The sequence below is a fragment of the Arthrobacter sp. UNC362MFTsu5.1 genome (assembly GCF_000685965.1).
In the GTDB taxonomy this organism is placed as follows: domain Bacteria; phylum Actinomycetota; class Actinomycetes; order Actinomycetales; family Micrococcaceae; genus Arthrobacter.
In genome coordinates this window covers 1-23,965 of the sequence record NZ_JMLE01000012.1, presented here as the reverse complement: position 1 = coordinate 23,965, position 23,965 = coordinate 1, and the positions used below count along the sequence as shown (strand labels likewise).

Genomic DNA, 23,965 nt, shown 5'->3' with positions numbered 1-23,965 from the left:
CCTCAGCCCACCAGTTCGTAGGCCGGAGTGGTGAGGAAGTCGGTGTAATCCTCGGACAGGCAGATGTCCCCGATCAGGTCGCTGGCCGGCTTGTAGTACTTGACGAATGACTCCTCGCCCACTTCGCCGCGGAGCTTTTCGGTCTCCTCGGCCAGGATGGTGCTGACCAGTTCACGTGTGACCGCGTTTCCGGTATCGGCCAGGACCACGCTGTTGCGGATCTGCTGCCAGACCTGCGAACGGGAGATTTCGGCCGTGGCGGCGTCCTCCATCAGGTTGTGGATGGCCACCGCGCCGTTGCCGGAGATCCACACGGCCGTGTATGCGACCGCGACGTAGAGGTTCAGGCGAAGCCCGGCCTCGGTGACCTTGCCGTCGGCCGAGGCGATGTCCAGGAGCTGGTCCGCCGTGACGCTGACCTCCGGGCGCTGCTTGTCCAGCTGGTTGGGCCGCTCGCCCAGGACGGAATCGAACACTTCCTGGCAGACCGGCACCAGGTCCGGGTGGGCCACCCAGGAGCCGTCGAAGCCGTCGTTGGCCTCGCGCGTCTTGTCCGCACGGACCTTCTCGAACGCCTGGGCGGTGACCTCGGGCTGCTTGCGGTTGGGGATGACGGCCGCCATGCCGCCCATGGCAAAGGCGCCGCGGTGGTGGCACGTCTTGACCAGCAGCTCCGTGTAGGCGCGCATGAACGGTGCCGTCATGGCCACGGTGGCGCGGTCCGGCAGCACAAAGCTGGCGCCGGCGTCGCGGAAGTACTTGATGATGCTGAACAGGTAGTCCCAGCGGCCGGCGTTAAGCCCTGCGGCGTGGTCGCGGAGCTCGTACAGGATCTCGTCCATCTCGAAAGCTGCCGGGATGGTCTCAATCAGCACGGTGGCCTTGATGGTGCCCTGCGGGATGCCCAGGAAGTCCTGCGCGAAGACGAACACCTCGTTCCAGAGCCTGGCCTCGAGGTGGCTCTCCATCTTCGGCAGGTAGTAGTACGGGCCCTGGCCGTTGAGGAGGAGCTGCTTGGCGGTGTGGAAGAAGTGCAGGCCGAAGTCCACCAGCGCACCCACGGTGTGTTCGCCGTCGAGCAGGAGGTGGCGCTCATCCATGTGCCAGCCGCGGGGACGGGCCACCACGACGGCGAGCGGCGCGTCGGTGCGGAGCCGGTATTCCTTGCCCTCGGGGGAGGTGTAGCTCAGGGTCCCCGCGGCGGCATCGCGGAGGTTCAGGATCGCGTCGATGACGTTGGCCCAGGTGGGGGTGCTGGCGTCCTCGAGGTCGGCCAGCCACACCTTGGCACCGGAGTTGAGGGCGTTGATGGCCATCTTGGCCGGCGAGGCAGGGCCGGTCATTTCCACGCGGCGGTCCTGCAGCGCGGCCGGTGCCGGCGCCACCTTCCAGTCGCCCGCGCGGACATCCTTGGTTTCGGGCAGGAAATCAAGCTTTCCGGTCCGGGCCACCTGCTCGCGCTTGGCCACGCGGGCTTTGAGGAGTTCGGCGCGGGTGCCCGCAAACCGCTTGTGGAGCTCCTCGACGAAGGCCAGGGCCTTCGGGGTGAGGATTTCCTCTGCTCGTGCAATCGGCTGCGGGTCTGTGACTGAGAGAGCCATTGTCCGGGTCCTTTCTGGGCTGCGAATCAGGCGTTGGCGGGTTCTAGGGCTGCGTTTGCTGCGGCTGACGGGGCTGCGGCGGCCTTGGCTGCGTGCGCCGCGTTGGCTACAGTCGTGGCCACGTCGGCGGCAACGTGCGGGTCGAAAACGCTGGGGATGATGTAGCTGGCATTGAGTTCGTCGTCAGCCACGCGGTTGGCGATGGCTTCGGCTGCGGCCACCAGCATGTCCGGCGTGATGTCCGAGGCGCCGGCGTCGAGCAGCCCGCGGAAGAAGCCCGGGAATGCCAGGACGTTGTTGATCTGGTTGGGGAAGTCGCTGCGCCCCGTAGCCACCACTGCCGCATGCTTCGACGCTACCACCGGGTCGATTTCCGGGGTGGGGTTGGCCATGGCGAAAACGATCGCATCCTTGGCCATGGCGGCCACCTGCTCCTCGCCGATGACGTGCGGGGCGCTGACGCCGATGAAGACGTCCGCCCCGACGAGTGCCTCGTGCAGCGTGCCGGAGAAGCCTTCTTCGTTGGTGTTGGCCGCGATCCAGCTGCGGTGTTCGTCGCTGTATTCCTCGCCGGAGTGGATGGCTCCGGAGCGGCCGGCGGCGACGATGTGCTGGGCGCCCTGGGCCTTGAGGAGCTGGATGATGGCCGAGCCTGCGGCGCCGACACCGGACACCACGATCCTGACGTCGGCGAGCTTCTTGCCCACCACGCGGAGGGCGTTGACGAGTGCGGCCAGGGTGACGATTGCCGTGCCGTGCTGGTCGTCGTGGAACACCGGGATGTCCAGTTCCTCGCGGAGGCGGTTTTCGATCTCGAAGCAGCGCGGGGCGGCGATGTCTTCGAGGTTGATGCCGCCGTAGACCGGGGCCATGGCCTTGGCGATCATAATGATTTCTTCGGTGTCCTGGGTGTCGAGGCAGACCGGCCAGGCATCAACGTTGGCGAACTGTTTGAACAGGGCGGCCTTGCCTTCCATGACGGGCAGGGCAGCGGCCGGGCCAATGTTCCCCAGGCCAAGGACGGCCGACCCGTCGGTAAGGACGGCGATGGTGTTGCGCTTGACCGTCAGGTTGCGGGCCGCTGAGGGGTCCTCCGCGATGGCCAGGCAGACGCGGGCGACGCCGGGGGTGTAGGCGCGGGAGAGGTCGTCGCGGTTGCGGAGGGCAACCTTCGGGACAACCTCGAGCTTGCCGCCGAGGTGCATCAGGAAGGTGCGGTCGGAGACGTGCTGGACCGTGACGCCGTCGAGTGCGTTCAGGGCATCCTTGACGCGGGCGGCATGTTCGTCGTCGGTGGTGTTGCAGGTGACGTCCACAACCAGGGTCTCGTGGTGGGACTCGGTGACGTCCAGGGCGGTGATGGCTGCGCCGGCAGCTCCGACGGCGGCGGCCAGTTCGCTGGTCGCAGTGAAGCTGGACGGCGCCTCAACGCGCAGGGTGATCGAATTTCCGGGGCTCGGGTTCGCCATTGAATGTTCCTCCTCGTCGGGCCCGGACGCTGAGTGCCTCCGGGCGTACTGCTCAATCAGATGTTTTCGTATTATGGATATTATTATCTACTTTGTGGAAACACAAGCCCTGAAGGTGCATCGACGGAGCCTTGCGCGTGCTGTATCTTGGGTCTTCTAAGCAATTTTTTTCACGATGTGGATAAGAGTTGTCGGAACCGATACCGCAGGAGACCACGGTTATGGCTGAAAAAGCCCCGGGAGGCGTGCAGTCCGTTGAGCGCGTCTTCGAACTTTTGGAACTGATCACTGATGCCGGCGGAGACGTCACGCTCAGCGAGCTCTCGTCCTCCACTGACCTGCCGCTTCCCACCATCCACCGCCTGCTGCGCACGCTGGTCACCCTGGGCTACATCCGCCAGCTGCCCAACCGCCGCTACGCCCTCGGCCCGCGGCTCATCCGGCTCGGCGAAGGCGCCAACAAGCAGCTCGGCGCACTCGCCCGTCCGCAGCTCAAGTCCCTCGTGGACCGGCTGGGGGAGACGTCCAACATGGCGGTGCTGGACTCGGACATGGTCATATACGTGGCCCAGGTGCCGTCCCTGCACTCCATGCGCATGTTCACCGAGGTGGGCCGCCGCGCCCACACCCACGCCACCGGCGTGGGCAAGGCGATCCTGGCCCAGCTGGATGACGAGACCGTCCGCGGGATCGTCCAGCGCAGCGGCATGCCGACGCCCACCCCCAAGAGCATCGGCGACATCGACTCCCTGCTCCTGGACCTGAAGCTCATCCGTGAACGCGGCTACTCCATCGATGAGGAGGAGCAGGAGATCGGCGTCCGCTGCTTTGCGATGGCAGTCCCCAACGCGCCGACGCCCACGGCCATTTCCGTGTCCGGGCCGGTGTCCCGCGTGGACCAGTCCTTCGCCGAACGCGCCGTGCCGCTGCTGCGCGAAGCAGCCCAGGCGATCTCGGACGAGCTCAACCAAAACTGACCCCCGCCGTCGTACTTCCAGCGCGAACGGACACTTAAGCCCCCTCCTCCCAGCGCGAACGGACACTTGCGGCCCGTCTTCCTGACGGAAGGGGGCCGCAAGTGTCCGTTCGCGCTTGGACAACGTGAGGGTTCAGGATTCGGGGTTCGACGGCGGCGGGTGCTAAGCCAGCGTGCCGTCGCTGACCGCGCCGCTGTCCACGCCGGCGGGCTCGAGCGAGATCATCGGGGACTTGCGCTCCAGCGCCCTGAAGACGAGGAAGCCGAGCGCGCAGCCGAGGAACCAGCTGTAGTTGCCGATCCAGGTCGCGTTCACTGCGGTGGCACCGGTGTCGAGCAGGATCTTGGGGATCACCACGGACGCGATGGAGATGGCGCCGCTGATGGCCACCGCCTTGACCGCGTTCGGGTTGTAGCCGTTCCGGAACCAGTACCGGCCGGTGGTCTTCAGCGTGTACATGTCGTCCACCCAGACCTTCTGCCGGCTCACCACGTAGTACCCGGCGATCAGGATGCCGAAGAGCGGGCCGATCAGGGCGCCCAGGACGCCGAGGGTGTAGTGGATGGCGTCGTTGTTGGAGTACCAGTTCCACGGGGTCAGGATGACGGAGCCGACGGCGGCAATCATGCCGCCTGCGCGCCAGCTGATTTTCTGCGGGCTGACGTTGGAGAAGTCGAACGCGGGCGAGATGAAGTTGGCCACGATGTTGATGCCCACGGTGGCGATGACGAAGGTCAGTCCGCCCAGCAGCACCGCGAAGACGGTGTCGATTTCCTGGACCGTCTTGACCGGGTCCGTGATGAGGCGCCCGAACACCGGGATGGTGGCCGACGCCGTGATGACGGTCAGGAGCGAGAAGAACAGGAAGTTCACCGGCAGCCCCAGGAGGTTGCCCTTTTTGACCGCCTTGTAGCTCTTGCCGTAGCGGGCGAAGTCGCCGAAGTTGAGCATCGGGCCGGAGAAGTAGGAGACCACCAGGGCGATCGCGGAGATCATCACGGGGATGGAGGCGGCAAAGTCCAGGGGCGGACCGCTGGAAAGATTCAGGCTGATGTTGCCGATGCCGGCCTTGGACACCAGGTAGATGGCCAGGACCAGCATCACCACGTAGACGGCGGGACCGGCGAAGTCGATGAATTTGCGGATGCTTTCCATGCCGTTCCAGAACAGCGCAGCCTGGGCCACCCAGAGGATGCCGTAGCAGATCCAGCCCAGGGCGGAGAGTCCCAGGAAGCCGTTCTGTTCGACGTCGTACAGCGGTGCCATGCCGGGGAAGAACTTGAGGAAGACAATCACCAGGGCCTCGGAGGCAAGGAACGTCTGGACGCCGTACCAGGCAACCGCGATCAGTCCCCGGATGATGGCCGGGATGTTGGCGCCCTTGACGCCGAAGACGGCCCGGTTGATGACCGGGTACGGGACGCCGGTCAGCTGGCTGGGCTTGGCCACGAGGTTGCAGAAGATGTTGACGATCACAATGCCCGCCAGCAGTGCCACGAGGACCTGCCAGCTGGCCAGGCCCAGGGCGAAGAGGCTGCCTGCCGTGACGTAGCCGCCGATGCTGTGGACGTCTGACATCCAGAACGCGAACAGGTTGTAGCTGGTCCAGCGCTGGTTCTTCAGCGGGACCAGGTCCTCGTTGCTGAGCCGGGGATCGTAGTCGGGGAGCTGGCCGGTGCGGGCGGGCGCTTCAACCCGGGGTGCGGCCATCGCGGAGTCTGTCATGGTTTCCTCTGAAAGATTGGGACAGCCGCCGATCCGGCCGTTTCACGCTTTCAATTAGATGGAACCAATGTTTCAGTGCTGTTTCTGGTGCAACAATTCCTGTTTACGTCGCCTCTTGGCCTCGACCTACTTCGCTTCGATCTCGCCCAGGGCGTCGAACTGGGCCGTGACCTCGCGGACGCGCTCGCGGCCGGGACGTCCCGAGGCTATGAGGACGCCGTTCGCGAGGACGCTGACCAGGCTCATGGCAGCGGCGTAGCTGTCAAAGGCCTGCGCGCCGTCCACCGGGCACTCGAGCCACAGCGTGGCGTCCGCGGCCAGCCGGCGCGCGCTCGGGTCCCCGATCAGAACCGTGGTTGCCCCGGTGGCGGACGCTGCCTGGAGGACTTTACTGAACCCGGCAGGCCGCCGTCGGAAGCCGAACAGCACCACCGCGTCCCCCGCGCCCAGGCCGGCGAGCTCTTCGCCGATGCTCTGCCCGGGCTGCGGCGCCACGGCCACGGCCGGGCGGCACTGGAGGAGCTGCTGCCGGAAGTGCAGCGCCACGGGAAAACTGTTGCGGAAGCCGAGCAGCAGCACGGTTCCGGCGCCGGCGAGCTTGCCGCTGGCCTCCGAGAGTTTGTCCTCGTCAAGTGATTCGGCCAGGCGGCGCAGGTTTTCCTGTTCCTGCCCGAAATGGGCGGCCAGGCCGCCGTCGGACGACTGCGGACCCAACGGCATGCCGCTGGAACGGATGGACCGGGTGTGTTCCTTGACCTCGTTGAAATCCTCAAAGCCGAGCCGCCGGAACAGCCGGCTCATGGTTGCCTTGGAGACCCCGCTGAGGCGTGCAAGTTCCGCGGCGTTGTAGACGGCGAGGTCGCCGAGGCGGTCCAGGAGCGTGTCCGCCGCCTTCTGCTCCTGGGGGCTCAGCTCTGCATAGTGCCGTTCGATCCGTTCATCGATCCTCATGAAACAACCGTCTCACAGGACAGGCAAAGCGCGAACGGACAGTTGCGGCCCTTCGGAAAGGGGCCGCAACTGTCCGCTCGCGCTTCTTGGGTCGCCTGCGGGCTTAGTGGTCAGATTTCGACGCCGACTCCACCGGGACTTCCTTGCCGTCGCAGTCGATCAGCTTGCCGCCCTCGTAACGGTCGCCGTCGGCCAGGCACTTGAGGTCCTCTTCGCGGACCACGCGGCCGGTGCCGGCCACGAAGACGGACTGGTTCTCGGAATTGCCGGCCTTGAGGTGGTTGAAGAGCAGGTTCAGCAGGATGGCCATGACCGCGGCCGAGCTGATGCCCGAGTGGAAGATGGTGCCGAACCAGGACGGGAACTTGTCGTAGAACGCCGGCGCAGCGATCGGGATCATGCCGAAGCCCACGGACGCCGCCACGATGATCAGGTTCATGTTGTTCCGGTACTCCACTTTGGCAAGGGTCCGGATGCCGCTGGCGGCAACAGTTCCAAAGAGTACGACGCCGGCGCCGCCCAGGACGGGCGTCGGCACCGCTGCGACCACCCGGCCAAGAACCGGCAGGAGGCCCAGGATCACCAGGATCAGGCCGCCGGCGCTGACCACGAAGCGGCTCTTGACGCCCGTGATGGCAACGAGGCCCACGTTCTGGGCGAAGGCGCTCTGGGTGAAGGAGTTGAACAGCGGGGAGATGGCGCTGGAGAGCATGTCCGCCCGCAGGCCGTCGCCGATGCGCTTGGAGTCAACCTTGGTGCCCACGATCTCGCCCACGGCGATGATGTCCGCAGAGGTCTCGGTGAGCGTCACCAGGATGACGATCAGCATGGAGATGATCGCGGCGATTTCGAACGTGGGCGGGCCGAACGCGAACGGGGTGGGGAACGCGACGATTTCGCCCTGGCCCACCTTGGAGAAATCGGCCATGCCAAAGACGAACGCAATCCCCGTGCCGAGCACCATGGCCAGCAGGATGGAAAGCCGGGAGATGGCGGCGTTGCCCACTTTGCTCAGCAGCAGCACAATCGCCATGGTGGCTGCGGCAAGGCCGATGTTGGCCATGCTGCCGTAGTTCGGCGCCTTGTTGTTGCCGCCCATGGCCCAGTTGGCCGCGACCGGCATCAGCGTCAGGCCGATGGTGGTGATGACGGTGCCCGTGACCACCGGCGGGAAGAAGCGGATGATCTTCGAAAACAGGGGGGTGATGAGCAGGCCGATCAGCGAAGCCGCAATCACCGAGCCAAACACCGCCTGGATCCCGCCGCCGCCGTGGACGATCGCCACCATCGTGGAAACACCGGCGAAGGACACGCCCTGGACCAGGGGCAGCTGGGATCCGAAGAACCTGATGCCGACCGTCTGGAGAATGGTGGCCAGGCCGCCGACGAAAAGGCAGGCGGCGATCAGCAGGCCGATGTCCTGGGACGACATGCCGGCGGCTGCGCCGATGATCAGCGGCGGGGCGATGATGCCGCCGTACATGGTGAGCACGTGCTGGAAGCCGTAGGCGAACGTGCTTCCGAGGGGCAGCCGCTGGTCTTCGGGGCGGTCGGACTGCTTGCGGCCGGTGGCGGCCGTTGCAGCGCCGGATTTCTTCTTGGTGTTCATGGCAGACTTTCTTGGTTCATGGCAGACGTCTTTGTCTGGCTAACGGTGTCTGGCTAACAGTTGTGGATCGTTGGTGGGTTTCGACGGGCTCACTCAACGAATGCCCGGTGGTTGAGCCTGTCGAAACCGGGGGTCCCGACAGGCTCAACCACCGAGGTGCGGCTTAGCAGAAGCCGGCGATACCGGACCAGGCGATGTCCGCCGGGGCGGCGTCCTCGCGCTGGACGGTGGCCTCGATCAGGCCGTACGGGCGGTCGGCGGCAAAGAAGACCTCGTTGGGGTTGTCGAGGCCGAACGGCGAGAGGTCCACCAGGAAGTGGTGCTTGTTGGGCATCGAGAACTTGATTTCGTCGATCTCGCTGTGTGCTTCCAGGACCTTGGCGCCCATATCGAACAGGGTCTGCTGAAGGGCGTGGGAGTACTTCTCGGTGAAGCCTTCCAGCAGCAGGCTCTTGACGTCTTCGTAGCTCTTGTTGAAGTCGAGCGAGCTGTAGTCGGTGTTGGCGTTGAAGCGCCAGCGGGCGGAAACATCCGTGGCCAGGATGCGGTCCGTGGTTTCCGGCAGGGTGGTGTACTTGTCCCGCGGGTAGCCGACGAAGCCGGACTGGGTGGATTTGAGGACGGTGAGGTCCTTCAGGCCCGAGATGAGGTGTGCTGCCGCGCCGTCGCGGACCAGGACGGCCGTGCGGACTTCCTGGCCCTTCCGCACGAAGGAGTGGTCGTGCTCGGCACCGTGGGCCTGGATCCGCTCCCAGCTGTAGGACTCGGCTTCCCAGCGGCCGCCGGTGACCCAGTCGAAGCTGGACGTGAAGTGCTCGCCCAGCCGCAGGAGGAAGGCCTCCGGTGAGCCGACGCCTTCACGGGCAAACGCGTAGATGGTGTTCTTCTGCGTGTCCGTGGCAACGACGTGGCTGTTGTCGCCTTCGAGGTGGGCGGCGGCGAAGTCCCCGCGCAGCTGCGAGGTGACGTTCAGGTCTTCGATCTCGTGGCGGTCGGTGTCGCGAGTGATTTTTACAACCCGGACTTCGGCCTTGCCGTACTGGTTCTGGCCGAGGATGATTTTGCTGCTCATGGTCTGTTCCCAACTTCCGTGATGTGGAACCTAGGTTCCATCATTGAAATTAAGCGCGTGTTTCGCACGCGTTTCTGATGGAGCCGACCCAACAAAAAAGAGCCGGCATCCAATGACGCCAGCTCATTACGACCCTGCCTGCTGCTCCCAGGTTACGTGACCTACGCCACGAGTTGACTTAAAGCGTAGCCGAGCTTTGCCGTGGTGTACATCACTCCTTGAAAAATCCGATTGTGACCGACGATGCCCGGAACCATTGACGAACGGCCAGGGGGCGTTCTACGCTATTTCGCATAGCAAAAGTTATTTTCCATTTTGTGGAAATTCGAAGAACGCTATCAACCACCTTGGAGGAGGATCAGATGTACCAGCAGGACACGACGCCGGTTGCACCGGCACAGACGGCGGCACCCTCAGTCCAGGAGTTCTACCTCCCCCTCGGAGGCGGAACGGATCCGGACTTCTACCTGCCCGCAGACCGGGAGCACGTCCCGGGCCGGTTCTCGCGCTGGGTCCACGGCCTGCCGGGCTTCGGCGGCCCGCGTCGCCGGCCATAGCGGCGGACCTCAGGACTCGGTACGCCCCGGCCACACCTTGCCCGCCCAGGGGTCGTAGTCGGCGATGAGTTCCTCCTGCGGCGGACGCTCCGCCTCCGGAACGTGCTGAAGATTCACCCGCACCCGGTACCAGAGCGAGCTTGAGCCGCGCATTCCATCGACCAGTACGTCGGCCGGATGCAGGTCCGGGACAACGTCCGCATGCCGGGCCTTCCACTCGTCCAGCGCGGCAAGCGCCTCGGACTTGGTCCTGGTCCGGGCCACCTCGATCAGCGGCATCACCGACTGCCGGCGGCCTGCGGCGTCTCCGCTGCGCGGCGCTTTCTCGGCCGGGCCGAGCTGTGCTGCCAGCGCCAGAAGCCCGTCGAGTGAACCCGCCGCGTCGTCGATCCCGGCGTGCGGGTCGCCCACCGCTGCGAACCGCTCCGGCACGGTGAGCACCGTGAACTGTTCCGGCCGCGTGGTGCGGACCTCGTCCCAGGTGAGCGGCGTCGAAACCCGGGCATCGGGCAGCGGCCGGACCGAGTACGCCGATGCCACTGTGCGGTCCTTGGCGTTCTGGTTGAAATCGACAAACACGCTCTCGCCGCGCTCCTCCTTCCACCACCGCGCGGTGGCGAGTCCGGGAGCGCGGTTCTCCACCTCGCGGGCGAGCGTCTCTGCGGCGAGCCGCACGTCGCGGTATGACCACTGCGGTGCGATGCGCACCAGGATGTGGAGCCCGCGCGACCCGCTCGTCTTCGGCCACCCGACCAGCCCCGCGTCGTCGAGCACCTCACGCGCCACATAGGCGACGTCGACCAGTTGCGACCAGCCGACCCCGGGCATCGGATCGAGGTCCACCCGGAGCTCGTCGGGATGTTCGAGGTCCTCGGCGCGCACGGGATGCGGATTGAGGTCGAGGCAGCCAAGGTTCACCACCCAGGCAAGGCCTGCGGCATCCCGGATGACGGCCTCTTCGGCCGATGTCCCGGACGCATAGTGCAGTGTTGCCGTCTCGATGAAACCGGGATGGTTTTCCGGCACGCGCTTCTGGAAGAACGGCTCGGCGTCGATGCCCTTCGGGAAGCGCTTGAGCACCATGGGCCGGCCGCCCGCGCCGCGCAGTGCACCATCCGCGACCGCGAGGTAGTAGCGCACCAGGTCGAGCTTCGTCAGCCCCGGCTCGGGGAACACCACCTTGTCGGGGCTCGAGATGCGAACCTCGGTGCCGTCAATCGCCAGGATCTCGGCCGGAGTCTTCGACGGGTTCATTCCGTCACGCTAGCAACGAACGGATGCCCGGGCATAGGGCCCCTACCCGTTCACCAGCTTCCGCGCCGCAGCCGAGTGCTTCGCAATCAACGAAGAAAGATCCAGTCCCGGAATCTGCCCGTCCACCACCCGCCACTGGCCGCCCACCATCACCCGGTCTGCCCGGTCTGCCGCGCACAGCAGGAGCGCGGCCACCGGATCGTGGCTGCCGGAGAACCGCAGCTCGTCGAGTCTGAACAGGGCCAGGTCCGCCTGCATCCCCGGCGCCAGCTGCCCCAGATCACCGCGGCCCAGTACCGCCGCCGAGCCCCGCGTCGCCCAGCCCAGCGCACGCTCCACCGGCACCTGCGCGCCGTAGCGCAGCCGCTGCAGGTACAGCGCCTGCCGCGCCTCCAGGATCATGTTGGAGGCATCGTTCGACGCCGATCCGTCCACTCCCAGCCCCACCGGGACTCCAGCGTCCTCCAGTTCCAGCACACGCGCCGTGCCTGAGGCCAGCCGCATGTTGGAGGTGGGGCAATGCGCGACGGCGGTGCCCGCGGCTCCCAGCGCGGCGATTTCCGCGTCGCTGAAATGAATGCCGTGGCCCAGCCAGGTCCGGTCCGTCAGCCAGCCCACGCTCTCCAGGTACTCCACCGTGCGCAGGCCGAACATCTCCCGGCAGAAGTCCTCCTCGTCCAGGGTTTCGGCCAGGTGCGTGTGCAGCCGGACGTCGTGCCGCTCGGCGAGCAAGGCGCTCTCGGCCATGATCTCTTTCGTCACGGAAAACGGTGAACACGGGGCCAGGGCAATCTGGATCACGGCGCCGTCGCCGCGCTCGTGGTACTCGCGGATCAGCCGCTCGCTGTCGGCCAGGATGACCTCCGGCGCCTGGACGGTGGACTGCGGCGGCAGCCCGCCGTCGTCCTCCCCGAGCGTCATGGAGCCGCGGGTGAGCGTGGCCCGCATGCCCAGCTCCCGCACCGCGCGGACCTCGATGTCGATGGCGTCCTCCATGCCGTCCGGGAAAAGGTAGTGGTGGTCCGCTGCGGTGGTGCAGCCGGAGAGCAGCAGCTCCGCGAGCGCAACAGTGGTGGCCAGTTCCAGGTCCCGCGGCGTCAGCCGCGCCCAGACCGGGTACAGGTTCTGCAACCACGGGAACAGCGGGGCGTTGGCCACCGGACCCCAGGCACGCGTAAGCGTTTGGTAAAAGTGGTGGTGCGTGTTGATCAGGCCGGGCAGCAGGACGTGGCTGCCGGCGTCGAACGTTTCCTGGCAGGGCGCGGACGGTAGCTGGCCGGCGGCAAGCACTTCCGTGATGACTCCGCCGCTCACCACGATGCCGCCGGAGGCGTCCAGGGTGTTGGCGGTAAAGGCCGCGAGCGGATTCCGGATCCAGAGCCGGTGTGCGGAGGGTTGGGTAGCCATAAACGGGATTCCTGTCTGAGCGTGCGGATGAAATGCCAGCTCAGTGAGGGCCTGTCTGCTGATCCAGGCTCCCGGCGCAGGCTAAAGCGGGCGCCGGTTGGGCATCAGCGTAGGACGGCGGGAAGCGCCGCGTCAACGCACTGGATTGTGACAGCCTGCGGCCCCTTCCGGGGCCCCGCCAGGCCGACGCAATTTCACATCACGAAATTAACTTTCCAAAACCTATGGCGCAGCTCACGTTCCGGTGCTAATCTCGATTTTGCCAAAGGCGGGCCCCCGGACTCCGGGGAAGCTATCTACCAGGCGCAACTTAACCTTCAAAAGCACATGCTGAAGCCTGGTAACCGTCGCATCTGGCCATTTCGTCCCACCTCGGCGTACCGGCTTCCCAGCAAAGGGAGTCGCATCATGAGTACCACCGTCACGGCCCAGGATTACCTGGCCAAATCAATCAGGTTGGCCACGGCCAACGTCCTGAACAGCGGCGGCCCGTTCGGCGCCGTCATCGTCACGGCAGACGGAAAAACGTTCGGCGGCGTCAACCGCGTCACCGCCACGAATGACCCCACAGCCCACGCCGAAGTCACGGCCATCCGCCGCGCCTGCAGCGAGCTGGGCACGTTCGACCTCACCGGCGCAACCCTCTACACCAGCTGCGAGCCGTGCCCCATGTGCCTGGCGTCAGCGCTGTGGGCCAGGGTGGAGCGGGTGGTGTTTGCGGCGGACCGGCACGACGCCGCGTCCGTGGGTTTCGACGACGCCGTGTTCTACGAGTACTTCGAAAACGGCGGGCGCGACGCGCTCATGCCGGTGGCCAAGCTGGAACTCGACGACCCGCAGGCACCGCCGATCCTCGAACCCTTCAACACCTGGAATACGCTCGACTCCAGGATTGACTACTAGGGCCGGTGGCTGAGATGACAATCCTGGACACCACCACGGGCGGACATCCGCAAGGCAACGGGCAACAGCCTGCCGCCCCCAAGCGCCCGCAGCCGACGAACGCTTTCCTGGACCGTTTCTTCGACATCACCAAGCGCGGTTCCACTGTGGCCCGCGAGGTGCGCGGCGGCCTGGTCACGTTCTTCACCATGGCCTACATCGTCATCCTGAACCCGCTGATCCTTGGCGGCTTCAGCGCGGACAACGCCCCCACCGATGTTGCCGGCGGCTGGCTGTCCGCAGCACAGGTGGGTGCCGTCACCGGCCTCACCGCCGGCGTTATGACCATCCTGTTCGGGCTGATCGCCAACCTGCCCTTCGGGCTCGCGGCCGGGCTGGGCATCAACTCCTTCCTGGCCGTGGCCGTGATCCAGGAGGTTACCTGGGCCGAGGCCATGGGCCTGGTGGTCATCAACGGCATCCTGATCGTCCTGTTCGGTGTCACCGGCGCCCGGACGGCCATCTTCCGGGCAGTCCCCAAGGAACTGAAGGCCGCCATCACGGTGGGCATCGGCCTGTTCATCGCCTTCATCGGATTCGTGGATTCCGGCTTTGTCCGGGCCACCACGGCCGGTCCTCCGGTCCAGCTGGGCGACAACGGATCCATCACCTCGGTTCCCACCCTGGTGTTCATTGTGGGCCTGCTGGTCATGGGAGTCCTCGTGGCCCGGAAGGTGCAGGGAGGCCTGCTGATCGGCATCGTGGCCACCACCGCACTGGCGGCCGTGGTTGAGGCCGTGATGAAGATCGGCCCCGGCAGCGCGGGCAACCCCGGCGGCTGGCACCTGAACACCCCTGTCCTCTCCGGCCACCTGGTGTCCGCCCCGGACCTGTCCCTGGTGGGCCAGTTCGACCTGTTCGGCGCCTTCGGCCGGATCGGCGGGCTCGCCGCGACCATGCTGGTGTTCACGCTGGTGTTCACCAACTTCTTCGACGCCATGGGCACCATGACCGGCCTGGCCAAGAGCGCCGGCGTGGCGCACAAGGACGGCACGTTCCCGCGGCTGAAGTCGGCCTTTATTGTCGAAGGCCTGGGAGCCGTCGCCGGCGGCGCGACGTCCGGTTCGTCCAACACCGTGTACATCGATTCCGCGGCGGGCATCGGGGAGGGCGCCCGCACCGGGCTGGCCTCCGTGGTGACGGGCGTGCTGTTCCTGGGCTCGATGTTCCTGACCCCGCTCACCTCCGTGGTGCCGCTGGAAGTTGCTGCCGCCGCCCTGGTGGTGGTGGGCGCGATGATGATGGCCCAGATCCGCGAGATCAAGTTCAGCAAGTTCTCCGTGGCGCTGCCGGCGTTCCTGACCATTGTCACGATGCCGCTGAGCTACTCCATCGCGAACGGCATCGGCGTCGGCTTCATCTCCTGGGCGGTCATCAGCGCCTGCTCGGGGAAGATCCGGAAGGTGCACCCGCTGATGTGGGTGGTCACCGCCGGCTTCCTGGTGTACTTCGCCCGCGGTCCCATCAACGCCCTGCTGGGTGCGTAGCACTCCGGGCGCAGGAACCCGCGCGTAGGAACACCCTTAGACCGGACCGGGGCAGGCAGATGGGGCCGGCCCCGGTCCACCAAAATGCCGGTCCACCAAACCGCAGCGAAAACTGCAACGAAACTGACGCAGGCGCAACAACTGCCGGTGCTTCCCCCGGCGCAGGATAGGAACGAGAATATGGACACCATCGCCGCACAGGAAAAGGGAGTGCAGCAATGTTGGATCTGATGCCCTCACTCAGGGAGTGGCAGCCGGCCGTTACCGGCCAGCGCTGCGCAGTGGCCACCGTGGTGGGCGCCGGCGGATCCGTGCCGAGGCCGCTGGGCACGTCCATGCTCGTGTCCGAGGCCGGCGACGTGCTGGGCAGCCTGTCCGGCGGCTGCGTTGAAGGCGCCGTGGTGGAGGCGGCTTTGCAGGCAATGCACGACGGCGGCACGCGCCGTGAGTTTTTCGGCTACAGCGCCGAGGACGCGTTCGCCGTCGGGCTGACCTGCGGCGGTGAGCTGGAGATCCATATCGAGCCGCTGGGCTCGGCGCCCGGCGGGCTCCGGCTGGAGAACCTGCGGACCCTGGCCGGTCCCGGACCCGCGAGCGCCCTCGCGCTGATCCGGCGGGTGGACGCCAACGGGGGCGGCGCCGTCGTGATCCCGGATCCGGCAAGCTTCCGGGCGGATTCTTCGGCCGAACTTGCAGCGTTGCTGGGGCTGGCCTCCACCGGTGCGCCGGAGGCCGGACGCCTGGCACGGGCTGCTGCTGCCCAGCTGGAACCGCTACTGCGCGGCGGGCGCACCGGCCTGGTGCGGCTTGCCCCGCCGGAGGGGTGCCTTTCCGGCACAACCGTGCCACAAAAAGCAGGGACCGGCCCGGCCACCGGCCCGGAACCGATCACCCTGCTGGTGGAGAGCCGGCTGCCACCCGCCCGGCTGCTGATCTTCGGCGCCAACGACTTCGGTGCCGCCCTGCTGCCCGCCGCACAGTTGCTCGGCTACCACGTGACCCTGTGCGACGCCCGGCCGGCTTTCGCAAGCCAGGCACGGTTCGCCGGTGCGGAGCAGGTGGTCACCGCCTGGCCGCACCGGTACCTGGCCGAGGAAGCAGCGGCCGGACGGATCGACGCCCGGACCGTGGCGTGCGTCCTGACCCATGATCCCAAGTTTGACATTCCGCTGCTCCGCACAGCGCTGGGCCTGGACCTGGCCTACGTGGGCGCCATGGGATCGCGCCGCAGCCACCGCCAGCGCGTCGACTCACTGCTTGCCGCCGGAGTCAGCACCGAAGACCTCTCCCGGCTGCATTCGCCCATCGGACTGGACCTCGGCGCGGTCACCCCGGCCGAAGTGGCGGTGTCCATCACCGCCGAACTCGTGGCCAGCCGCAGCCGCTCCGCCGGTGCATCCGTCCAGGCTTCATCGCTGAAGGACGGCACCGGCCCGATCCACGCCGGGTCTCATCACACCGGACCCCTTCAGGCCGTCACAACTCAGAACCTCAACACCCCGCAACACCAGGAGACCCCATGGACATGAACACCATCGAGGCCGTGGTCCGCACCCAGGACCCGGCAGAATGGCGCGACGGCGATGCCTGGCTCGCCGGCGGGACAGTCCTCTTCTCCTACGGGAGCCTCGCCTTCGGCAAGGAGCCGCTCCGGCGGCTGCTGGACCTTGGCGACGCCGGCTGGCCCGCCGTCACGGTGACGGACGCCGGCATCGAGCTTGCGGCAACCTGCACGGTGGCCGAACTCTATGCCCTGCCGGAGTCCGAGGCCGTGGCGACCGCCGCCGGGTCCGCCTCCGCCAGCCGTGACAAGGCAGCCTCCTGGCCCGCCCTGGACCTCATCCGGCCGTGCTGCGACTCCTTCGTGGCCTCCTTCAAGGTGTGGAACATGTCCACGGTGGGCGGCAACCTCTGCACTTCGTTGCCGGCCGGGCCGATGATCTCGATGTGCGCCGCCCTCGACGGCCAGGCCACGGTTCTGGGCCCGGGCGGTGCCAGCCGCACGGTTCCTGTGGCCGCCTTCGTCACCGGGGACGGCAAAAACTGCCTGGCACCCGGTGAGCTCCTGCGCAGCATCCGCCTCCCGGCGTCGGCGCTGGCGTCCCGGGTGGCATTCCGGCGCCTGTCGCTGAGCAACCTGGGACGGTCCGGGGTGCTGCTGATCGGAAGGCTCGACGCCGACGGCACCCTGGTCCTCACCGTCACCGCCGCCACCAAGCGGCCCGTGCAGCTGCGCTTTCCCGCCGCGACGCGGGCCGGTGTCCCGACGCGGGATCAGGCCTCTGCGGCGGTTTCCGCGGCCGCGCTCGTCGACGCGCTCGACGCCGCCATTCCGGCGGAGCTGTACCACGACGACATCCACGGCCTGCCCGCCTGGCGGAAGGACATGACCTACCGTCTCGCGGAGGAAATCAGGGCGGAACTGGCAGCCCCTGCGGGGGTTCCGCCGGTCCGGGTCTCCGGGGACTTCTGGCCGCCGCAGCCACAACCGCCCCAGCGCAAGTCGCCCCAGCAAATCGCTTCGCCCCGGCACGGTTCACCACAACAAACGTCTTCACCGCAGGCTTCGCCACAGCAGGAAGGGGCCTGAGCATGGCCAACCAGACCACCCGCGCCATTGAAATCAACGGCGTCCCGGCCGACGCCGAGCCGCGTCCCGGCCAGTGCCTGCGCACCTTCCTGCGAGAGCAGGGCAACTTCGGCGTCAAGAAAGGCTGCGACGGCGGCGACTGCGGCGCCTGCACGGTCCACGTGGACGGCACTCCCGTTCACAGCTGCATCTACCCTGCCGTCCGGGCTGAGGGGCACTCCGTCACTACTGTCGAGGGGCTCGCCGGCACCTGCGGAACCGCCGGCGAGCTCCACCCGATGCAGCAGCAGTTCCTGGAGCGCCAGGGATTCCAGTGCGGATTCTGTACCGCCGGCATGGTGATGACGGCCGCGACCTTCGACGAGGAGCAGACGGAGAACCTGGCCCGGAACCTCAAGGGCAACCTCTGCCGCTGCACCGGATACCGGGCCATCGAGGACGCCGTCTGCGGCCGTGAAGGACACCCGGACCCCAAGGGCCCCGGTTCGGGGATCGCCGGCGAAGGGCAGCCGGAGCCCAAGCCGGGCCAGCTGGGTGACGACGTTCCCGCCCCGGCGAGCCTCGCCGTCGTGACAGGAAAGGCCCGCTACACCCTGGACGTCCCCGCCGAGGAACTGCCCGGGCTGCTGCACCTGAAACTCGCGCGGTCGCCGCACGCCCATGCCCGGGTGCTGTCCATCGACTCAACTGCCGCACTGGAGATCCCGGGAGTGGTGGCCGTCTTCACCCATGAGGACGCGCCGGCGCAGTTGTTCTCCACGGCCCAGCACGAGCTGTACACCGACGATCCGGACGATACGCGCGTCCTGGACGACGTCGTCCGGTTCATCGGGCAGAAGGTTGCCGCCGTCGTCGCCGATTCCGTGGCGGCGGCGGAAGCCGGCGTGCGCGCCCTCGACGTCGAGTACGAGGTGCTGGACGCGGTCTTCACGCCGGAGGAAGCCATGCGCCCCGGAGCCCCGGCGGTCCACGGCGAAAAGGACGCGGCCGCGGCGCGCATCAGCCGGCCCGAACAGAACGTCGTGGCGGAGCTGCACTCGGAACTGGGCAGCGTTGCCGCCGGGTTTGCCGAGGCCGACTTCATCCATGAACAGACTTACCGGACCCACCGCGTGCAGCATACTGCGCTGGAAACGCATGCCGCGATCGCCTCCGTGGACCACGACGGGCGGCTCCAGGTCCGTACCTCCAGCCAGGTCCCGTTCCTGGTCCGGCGCACGCTGTCCCGGGTCTTTGGCCTGCCGGAGGAGCAGATCCGCGTGGTGGCCGGCCGGGTGGGCGGCGGCTTCGGCGGCAAGCAGGAGGTGCTCACCGAGGACGTCGTGGCCCTTGCCGCGCTGAAACTGAAGCGACCGGTGCAGCTCGAATTCACCCGGACCGAACAGTTCACGGCCGCCACCACCCGGCACCCGTTCACCATCCACCTCAAAGCCGGTGCCAGCAGGGACGGCAGGCTCACCGCGCTGCAGCTGGACGTGCTCACCAACACCGGCGCCTACGGCAACCACGCCCCGGGCGTGATGTTCCACGGCTGCGGCGAATCCCTGGGCGTGTACAAGTGCGCGAACAAGAAGGTGGACGCCCACGCGGTGTACACCAACACGGTGCCGTCCGGGGCGTTCCGCGGCTACGGGCTGAGCCAGATGATCTTCGCCATCGAGTCCGGCATCGACGAGCTCGCCACCGGAATCGGGATGGATCCGCTGGAGTTCCGCCGCCGCAACATGGTCCTCGAAGGCGACGACATGCTCTCCACGCACTCCGAACCGGAAGAGGACGTGCACTACGGCAGCTACGGCCTGGACCAGTGCACCAGCCTGGTCCAGGACGCCCTAGCCCGCGGACTCGAGCGGTACCGGGCCGCCGGCCTCGATGACCTGGGCCCGGACTGGGTCACGGGGGAGGGGACTGCGCTGTCCATGATCGACACGGTCCCGCCGCGCGGCCACTTTGCCCACTCCAGGCTCCGGCTCCTCAAAGACGGAACGTACGCCGCCGACGTCGGGACCGCCGAATTCGGCAACGGCACCACCACCGTGCACGCGCAGCTCGCGGCCACCGCGCTGTCCACGACAGCGGGGCGGATCACGGTGCGGCAGTCGGACACCGACCTGGTGCAGCACGATACTGGCGCCTTCGGCTCCGCCGGAACCGTGGTGGCCGGCAAGGCCACGCTGGCTGCGGCGGAAGAACTCGCCATCCGGATCCGGGCGTTCGCCGCGGGCATCCGCCAGGTGCAGGCCTCCGGCGTCGTGCTGGAGGAGGACGCCGTGGTGTGCGAAGGAGCCCGGGTGCCGCTGACGGATATTTTCGACGCCGCCGAAGCCGCCGGCGTCGAGCTCGCCACCGAGGGGCACTGGGGCGGGACACCGCGATCGGTGGCGTTCAACGTCCAGGGTTTCCGGGTGGCAGTCAACACCGGCACCGGCGAACTGAAGATCCTGCAGAGCGTGCAGGCCGCCGACGCCGGCGTGGTGGTCAACCCGCGGCAGTGCCGCGGCCAGATCGAAGGCGGGATCGCGCAGGCCCTCGGCGCGGCGCTGTACGAGGAAGTGAAAGTGGACGACGGCGGGAAGGTCACCACGGACATCCTGCGGCAGTACCACATCCCCACCTTCGCGGACGTGCCCCGCAGCGAGGTCTATTTCGCCGAGACCAGCGACAAACTGGGCCCGCTCGGGGCGAAATCGATGAGCGAGAGCCCGTTCAATCCCGTGGCCCCGGCGCTCGCCAACGCTATCCGGAACGCCACGGGGGTGAGGTTTGCCGAGCTCCCCATCGCACGGGACAAGATCTACCTGGGGCTGAAGGAAGCGGGACTGACTCCGCGCCTTGAGAGCGCTAACGGCCTATAGTCGGATGATGGAAAAGCGATTGTTGGGCAAGACCGGACGGAACGTCTCCATCGTTGGACTGGGGACCTGGCAGCTCGGGGCGGACTGGGGCAACGTGGACCCCGCACAGGCGCAGGCCATCCTGGCCGCCTCCGTGGAAGAGGGCGTTACGTTCTTCGACACGGCGGACGTCTATGGCGACGGCCGCAGCGAGCAGGCCGTCGGCGCGTTCCTGGCGGACAACCCCGGCCTGGACATCACGGTGGCCACCAAGATGGGCCGCCGGATGGAGCAGCAGCCGGAGAACTACAACCTCGCCAACTTCCGCGAGTGGACCGACCGGTCCCGGCGCAACCTGGGCGTCGAGCAGTTGGACCTGGTCCAGCTGCACTGCCCGCCCACCGCCGTGTACAGCAACGCCGAGGTCTATGACGCACTGGACACGCTCGTGGCCGAAGGTGCCATCCGGAACTACGGCGTCAGCGTGGAGCGGACCGAGGAAGCCCTCGAGGCCATGCGCCACGACGGCACGGCCACCGTGCAGATCATCCTCAACGCCTTCCGGCTCAAGCCGCTGGACGAAGTGCTGCCCGCGGCCGAGGCAGCCGGGGTGGGCATCATTGCCCGGGTCCCGCTCGCCTCGGGCCTGCTCTCCGGCAAGTACACCGCGGACACGTCCTTCGCGGCGGACGACCACCGGAACTACAACCGCACCGGCTCCGCGTTCGACGTCGGGGAGACCTTCTCCGGCGTCGACTTCGGGCAGGGACTCAAGGCGGTGGCCGAGTTCGAGGAACTGGTACCCGACGGCGTCAGCACCGCCCAGGCGGCGATCGCCTGGATCGCTGCGCAGGACGGCGTCAGCACGGTGATCCCCGGCGCGCGCAACGTGGAACAGGCCCGCTCCAATGCCGCCGCCGCGGCCGTCAGCGGCATTGACGCAACGTTCGACGTCGGCGTCCACGAAATCTACGACCGCTACTTCCGCGAGTCGATCCACCCGCGCTGGTAGCCGGTCACTCACTTGAGCGCGAACGGGCAGATAATGACCCCAAACCGGCGGTTTGCGGGCATTATCTGCCCGTTCGCGCTTGGGCGGGGGCTAGTGTGAGCACGCGGTCCGTTGAGGCGTTCATTGAGCGGCTCGCAGCCGTGGCCACAGGCCCGGGGTGCAACAATTTCTTCGATCACGCCGTACCGGAAAATGCGCAGCGCCGACGCAACCTGGAGCTGTATCTGGGCGAAATGCTGGAGCGGCGTCCGAGGGTGCTGCTGGTGGGTGAGGCTCCCGGTTTCAGGGGCATGCGGATCACCGGTGTTCCCTTCACCAGCCGCACCATGTTCGAGGGCCCGGCCAACAGCTTCGGGTTGTTCGGTCCGGGGAAGGGCTACGTGCTGCCGCCGGATGCCGCGGGGATTCCTGCGGAGCCCACGGCCACGGTGATGTGGGAGGTGCTGGCCGAGCTGGATTTCCTGCCCGTGCTGTGGAGCGCCTGCCCGTGGCACACCCACGTACCCGGGCGTCCCCTGTCCAACCGGACGCCCACGGCCGCCGAGGCAATCCTGGGGACTCCGTTTTGGCAGGCGCTGACGGAGCTGTTTCCCATTGAAACCGTGGTGGCAGTGGGCAACGTGGCGCACCGCAGCCTGCAACGGTCCGGACTGGACGTGCCGAAGATCAGGCATCCCGCACACGGCGGCCGGTCCGGGTTCAAGCGCGGATTGGAGGAGCTGCTCGCGGCCGGGGTGCGGGCCTGAGTGAATGCGGGTTTGGGGATTGCCGGCCGGGGCTATTGGCCGAGCAGCCCCAGCTGGTCCGTTGAGTCCAGGTCGTCGCCGCCGGACTGGTCGCTGCAGTCCACCAGGTCGATAAGTTCCGGGTGCGCCTTGAGGAAGAACCGTGCGCCGGCGTCGCCCCTTGCTGATTCCGCCGCTTCGGTACGCAAGGCGGCGTCCAGCAGCAGCGGATGACCCCGTTCCAGGGACCCGTCCGGCGCGCGGTAGGCGGCGGCAGTCACCCGGCCCGGCCGGTGCGCTGCCAAGAGCCGGGACACCGTTTCCGGAGTCAGGCCGGGCTGGTCGACAAGCGCGATCAGCACGTGGTCCCCGGCTGGCGCAGCCCCCACACCTACGCGGAACGAACCGCCCATCCCGGACTCCCAATCGGGGTTTTCGACGACGGTATAACGGCCCAGATCCGCGGTTTCTGCGACTCCCGCCCCGTCGGCGCCGAGGACGATCACGACCTCGCGGCAGCCGCCGTCGAGCAGAACCCCGGCGAGCACTTCCACCAGGGTGCCGCCGCGGAACGGCAGCAGGGCCTTGGGTCCCCGTCCCAAACGGGTGCCCGCCCCGGCGGCGAGCAGCACCGCCGTCGTGCGCGGTTCCAGTGAGTCAGCCATCGCCCCAGCCTATCCAGCGACATGACAGGTGACGGCAGTGTGCCGCGGGAACACTGCCGTCATCTGTCATGTGGATTCGCAGGTCAGGCGTCGCCGCCCGCTCCGCCGGTGGTCCCGGCGTTGACGTCCAGGAGCTTGTAGCGGTCCATGGCGTACGACGGCGCGCCCTCCTCCACGTCGCCCCTCGCCGCGAGCATTTGCAGCGTCTTCACCACGATGGAGTGGGTGTCGTTCTTGAAGAAGCGGCGGGCCGCGGCGCGGGTGTCGGAGAAGCCGAAGCCGTCCGCGCCGAGCGAGGCGAACTGATGCGGCAGGAATTGCCGGATCTGGTCCGGGACGGCCTTCATGTAGTCCGAGACCGCCACCACGGGGCCCTGCGCATCGGCCAGCTGCTGGGCTACAAAGGGGATCCGGGCCGGTTCGCCGGGGTTCAGGAAGGCCTCCTCCTCGGCCGCCAGGCCGTCACGGCGGAGCTCGTTCCAGGACGTGACGGACCAGACGTCGGCGGAGACGCCCCAGTCCTCGGCCAGGATCCGCTGGGCTTCCAGCGCCCACGGGACCGAAACGCCTGACGCCAGGATCTGGCTCCTCGGACCCTCAGCGTCCGACGCCGACACCCGGTAAATGCCTTTCAGGACGCCGGTGACGTCGAGGTTCTCCGGTTCGTTGGGCTGGGTGATGGGTTCGTTGTAGACGGTGATGTAGTACATCAGGTTGCGGTCAGCAGCTGAACCGGTTCCGTTGTTTCCTTCGGAAGCCGGTCCGTACATGCGTTCGATGCCGTCGCGGACGATGTGGCCCATTTCGTAGCCGTAGGCGGGGTCGTAGGTGACCACTGCCGGGTTGGTGGCGGCGAGGATGGGGGAGTGGCCGTCGGCGTGCTGGAGGCCTTCGCCGGTGAGGGTGGTCCGTCCTGCGGTGGCGCCGATGATGAAGCCGCGGGTCATTTGGTCCGCGGCTGCCCAGAAGGCGTCGCCGGTGCGCTGGAAGCCGAACATGGAGTAGAACACGTAGACCGGGATCAGCGGCACGCCGTGGGTGGCGTAGGCGGTGCCGGCGGCGGTGAAGGCTGCGACGGCGCCGGCTTC

The 23,965-nt window shown here is 67.3% G+C and carries 19 protein-coding genes; 9 read left to right on the top strand and 10 right to left on the bottom strand.

What is annotated here, in order from left to right; all coding sequences use genetic code 11:
- Positions 1 to 2: 2 nt before the first annotated feature.
- Together aceB and BS38_RS0112750 are read right to left on the bottom strand one after the other, a co-directional pair.
- Entirely contained in the window at positions 3 to 1,601 is a 1,599-nt protein-coding gene (aceB, locus tag BS38_RS0112755; protein ID WP_028271159.1) for a malate synthase A, read from the bottom strand.
- Between the two features lie 26 nt (positions 1,602 to 1,627).
- Positions 1,628 to 3,070: an NAD-dependent malic enzyme gene (locus tag BS38_RS0112750; RefSeq protein WP_028271158.1), complete on the bottom strand. Its 1,443-nt coding sequence runs from the start codon at positions 3,068 to 3,070 to the stop codon at positions 1,628 to 1,630.
- Between the two features lie 221 nt (positions 3,071 to 3,291).
- Here BS38_RS0112750 and BS38_RS0112745 point away from each other — a divergent pair, with 221 nt between their 5' ends.
- Positions 3,292 to 4,047, top strand: a complete 756-nt coding sequence (locus BS38_RS0112745) for an IclR family transcriptional regulator (protein ID WP_011693256.1) — start codon at positions 3,292 to 3,294, stop codon at positions 4,045 to 4,047.
- Between the two features lie 162 nt (positions 4,048 to 4,209).
- On the opposite strand, the gene BS38_RS25080 is transcribed toward BS38_RS0112745, so the two are convergent.
- The 4 genes from BS38_RS25080 to pucL form a co-directional block, all read right to left on the bottom strand.
- Entirely contained in the window at positions 4,210 to 5,772 is a 1,563-nt protein-coding gene (locus tag BS38_RS25080) for an NCS1 family nucleobase:cation symporter-1 (RefSeq protein WP_043438575.1), read from the bottom strand.
- Positions 5,773 to 5,898: 126 nt separating this feature from the next.
- Complete coding sequence (locus BS38_RS0112735; protein WP_028271157.1) at positions 5,899 to 6,723, bottom strand: MurR/RpiR family transcriptional regulator; 825 nt, start codon at positions 6,721 to 6,723, stop codon at positions 5,899 to 5,901.
- Between the two features lie 103 nt (positions 6,724 to 6,826).
- Positions 6,827 to 8,332, bottom strand: coding sequence for a nucleobase:cation symporter-2 family protein (locus BS38_RS0112730; RefSeq protein WP_028271156.1), 1,506 nt, complete (start codon positions 8,330 to 8,332; stop codon positions 6,827 to 6,829).
- 163 nt (positions 8,333 to 8,495) lie between these two features.
- On the bottom strand, positions 8,496 to 9,404 hold the full coding sequence (pucL, locus tag BS38_RS0112725; RefSeq protein WP_028271155.1) for a factor-independent urate hydroxylase: 909 nt from the start codon (positions 9,402 to 9,404) through the stop codon (positions 8,496 to 8,498).
- 362 nt (positions 9,405 to 9,766) lie between these two features.
- Here pucL and BS38_RS0112720 point away from each other — a divergent pair, with 362 nt between their 5' ends.
- Positions 9,767 to 9,961 carry a hypothetical protein gene (locus tag BS38_RS0112720; protein ID WP_028271154.1) on the top strand — a complete coding sequence of 65 codons (195 nt, stop codon included), beginning with the start codon at positions 9,767 to 9,769 and terminating at the stop codon, positions 9,959 to 9,961.
- A gap of 9 nt (positions 9,962 to 9,970) precedes the next feature.
- On the opposite strand, the gene ligD is transcribed toward BS38_RS0112720, so the two are convergent.
- Together ligD and BS38_RS0112710 are read right to left on the bottom strand one after the other, a co-directional pair.
- Positions 9,971 to 11,215 carry a non-homologous end-joining DNA ligase gene (ligD, locus tag BS38_RS0112715; RefSeq protein ID WP_028271153.1) on the bottom strand — a complete coding sequence of 415 codons (1,245 nt, stop codon included), beginning with the start codon at positions 11,213 to 11,215 and terminating at the stop codon, positions 9,971 to 9,973.
- A gap of 42 nt (positions 11,216 to 11,257) precedes the next feature.
- A complete protein-coding gene (locus tag BS38_RS0112710) occupies positions 11,258 to 12,622 on the bottom strand; it encodes an 8-oxoguanine deaminase (protein WP_028271152.1) in 1,365 nt (454 codons plus the stop codon).
- 408 nt (positions 12,623 to 13,030) lie between these two features.
- Here BS38_RS0112710 and BS38_RS0112705 point away from each other — a divergent pair, with 408 nt between their 5' ends.
- The 7 genes from BS38_RS0112705 to BS38_RS0112675 all read left to right on the top strand — a co-directional run bounded on the left by BS38_RS0112705 (position 13,031) and on the right by BS38_RS0112675 (position 22,233).
- A complete protein-coding gene (locus BS38_RS0112705) occupies positions 13,031 to 13,525 on the top strand; it encodes a nucleoside deaminase (protein WP_028271151.1) in 495 nt (164 codons plus the stop codon).
- A gap of 14 nt (positions 13,526 to 13,539) precedes the next feature.
- A complete protein-coding gene (locus tag BS38_RS0112700; RefSeq protein ID WP_028271150.1) occupies positions 13,540 to 15,051 on the top strand; it encodes an NCS2 family permease in 1,512 nt (503 codons plus the stop codon).
- A gap of 218 nt (positions 15,052 to 15,269) precedes the next feature.
- Positions 15,270 to 16,580, top strand: a complete 1,311-nt coding sequence (locus tag BS38_RS0112695; protein ID WP_028271149.1) for an XdhC family protein — start codon at positions 15,270 to 15,272, stop codon at positions 16,578 to 16,580.
- Entirely contained in the window at positions 16,571 to 17,641 is a 1,071-nt protein-coding gene (locus BS38_RS0112690) for an FAD binding domain-containing protein (RefSeq protein WP_028271148.1), read from the top strand. Before BS38_RS0112695 ends, BS38_RS0112690 begins: the two co-directional genes overlap by 10 nt.
- Before the next feature lie 2 nt (positions 17,642 to 17,643).
- Entirely contained in the window at positions 17,644 to 20,496 is a 2,853-nt protein-coding gene (locus BS38_RS0112685; RefSeq protein ID WP_028271147.1) for a molybdopterin-dependent oxidoreductase, read from the top strand.
- 7 nt (positions 20,497 to 20,503) lie between these two features.
- Positions 20,504 to 21,487 carry an aldo/keto reductase gene (locus BS38_RS0112680; RefSeq protein WP_028271146.1) on the top strand — a complete coding sequence of 328 codons (984 nt, stop codon included), beginning with the start codon at positions 20,504 to 20,506 and terminating at the stop codon, positions 21,485 to 21,487.
- A 95-nt stretch (positions 21,488 to 21,582) separates the two neighbouring features.
- Positions 21,583 to 22,233, top strand: coding sequence for a uracil-DNA glycosylase (locus BS38_RS0112675; protein ID WP_028271145.1), 651 nt, complete (start codon positions 21,583 to 21,585; stop codon positions 22,231 to 22,233).
- A 32-nt stretch (positions 22,234 to 22,265) separates the two neighbouring features.
- On the opposite strand, the gene nboR is transcribed toward BS38_RS0112675, so the two are convergent.
- A complete protein-coding gene (nboR, locus tag BS38_RS0112670) occupies positions 22,266 to 22,877 on the bottom strand; it encodes a nicotine blue oxidoreductase (protein ID WP_028271144.1) in 612 nt (203 codons plus the stop codon).
- A gap of 83 nt (positions 22,878 to 22,960) precedes the next feature.
- Positions 22,961 to 23,965, bottom strand: a 1,005-nt coding sequence (locus BS38_RS0112665; RefSeq protein ID WP_028271143.1) for a transketolase-like TK C-terminal-containing protein, incomplete at its 5' end; no start/stop codon positions are given.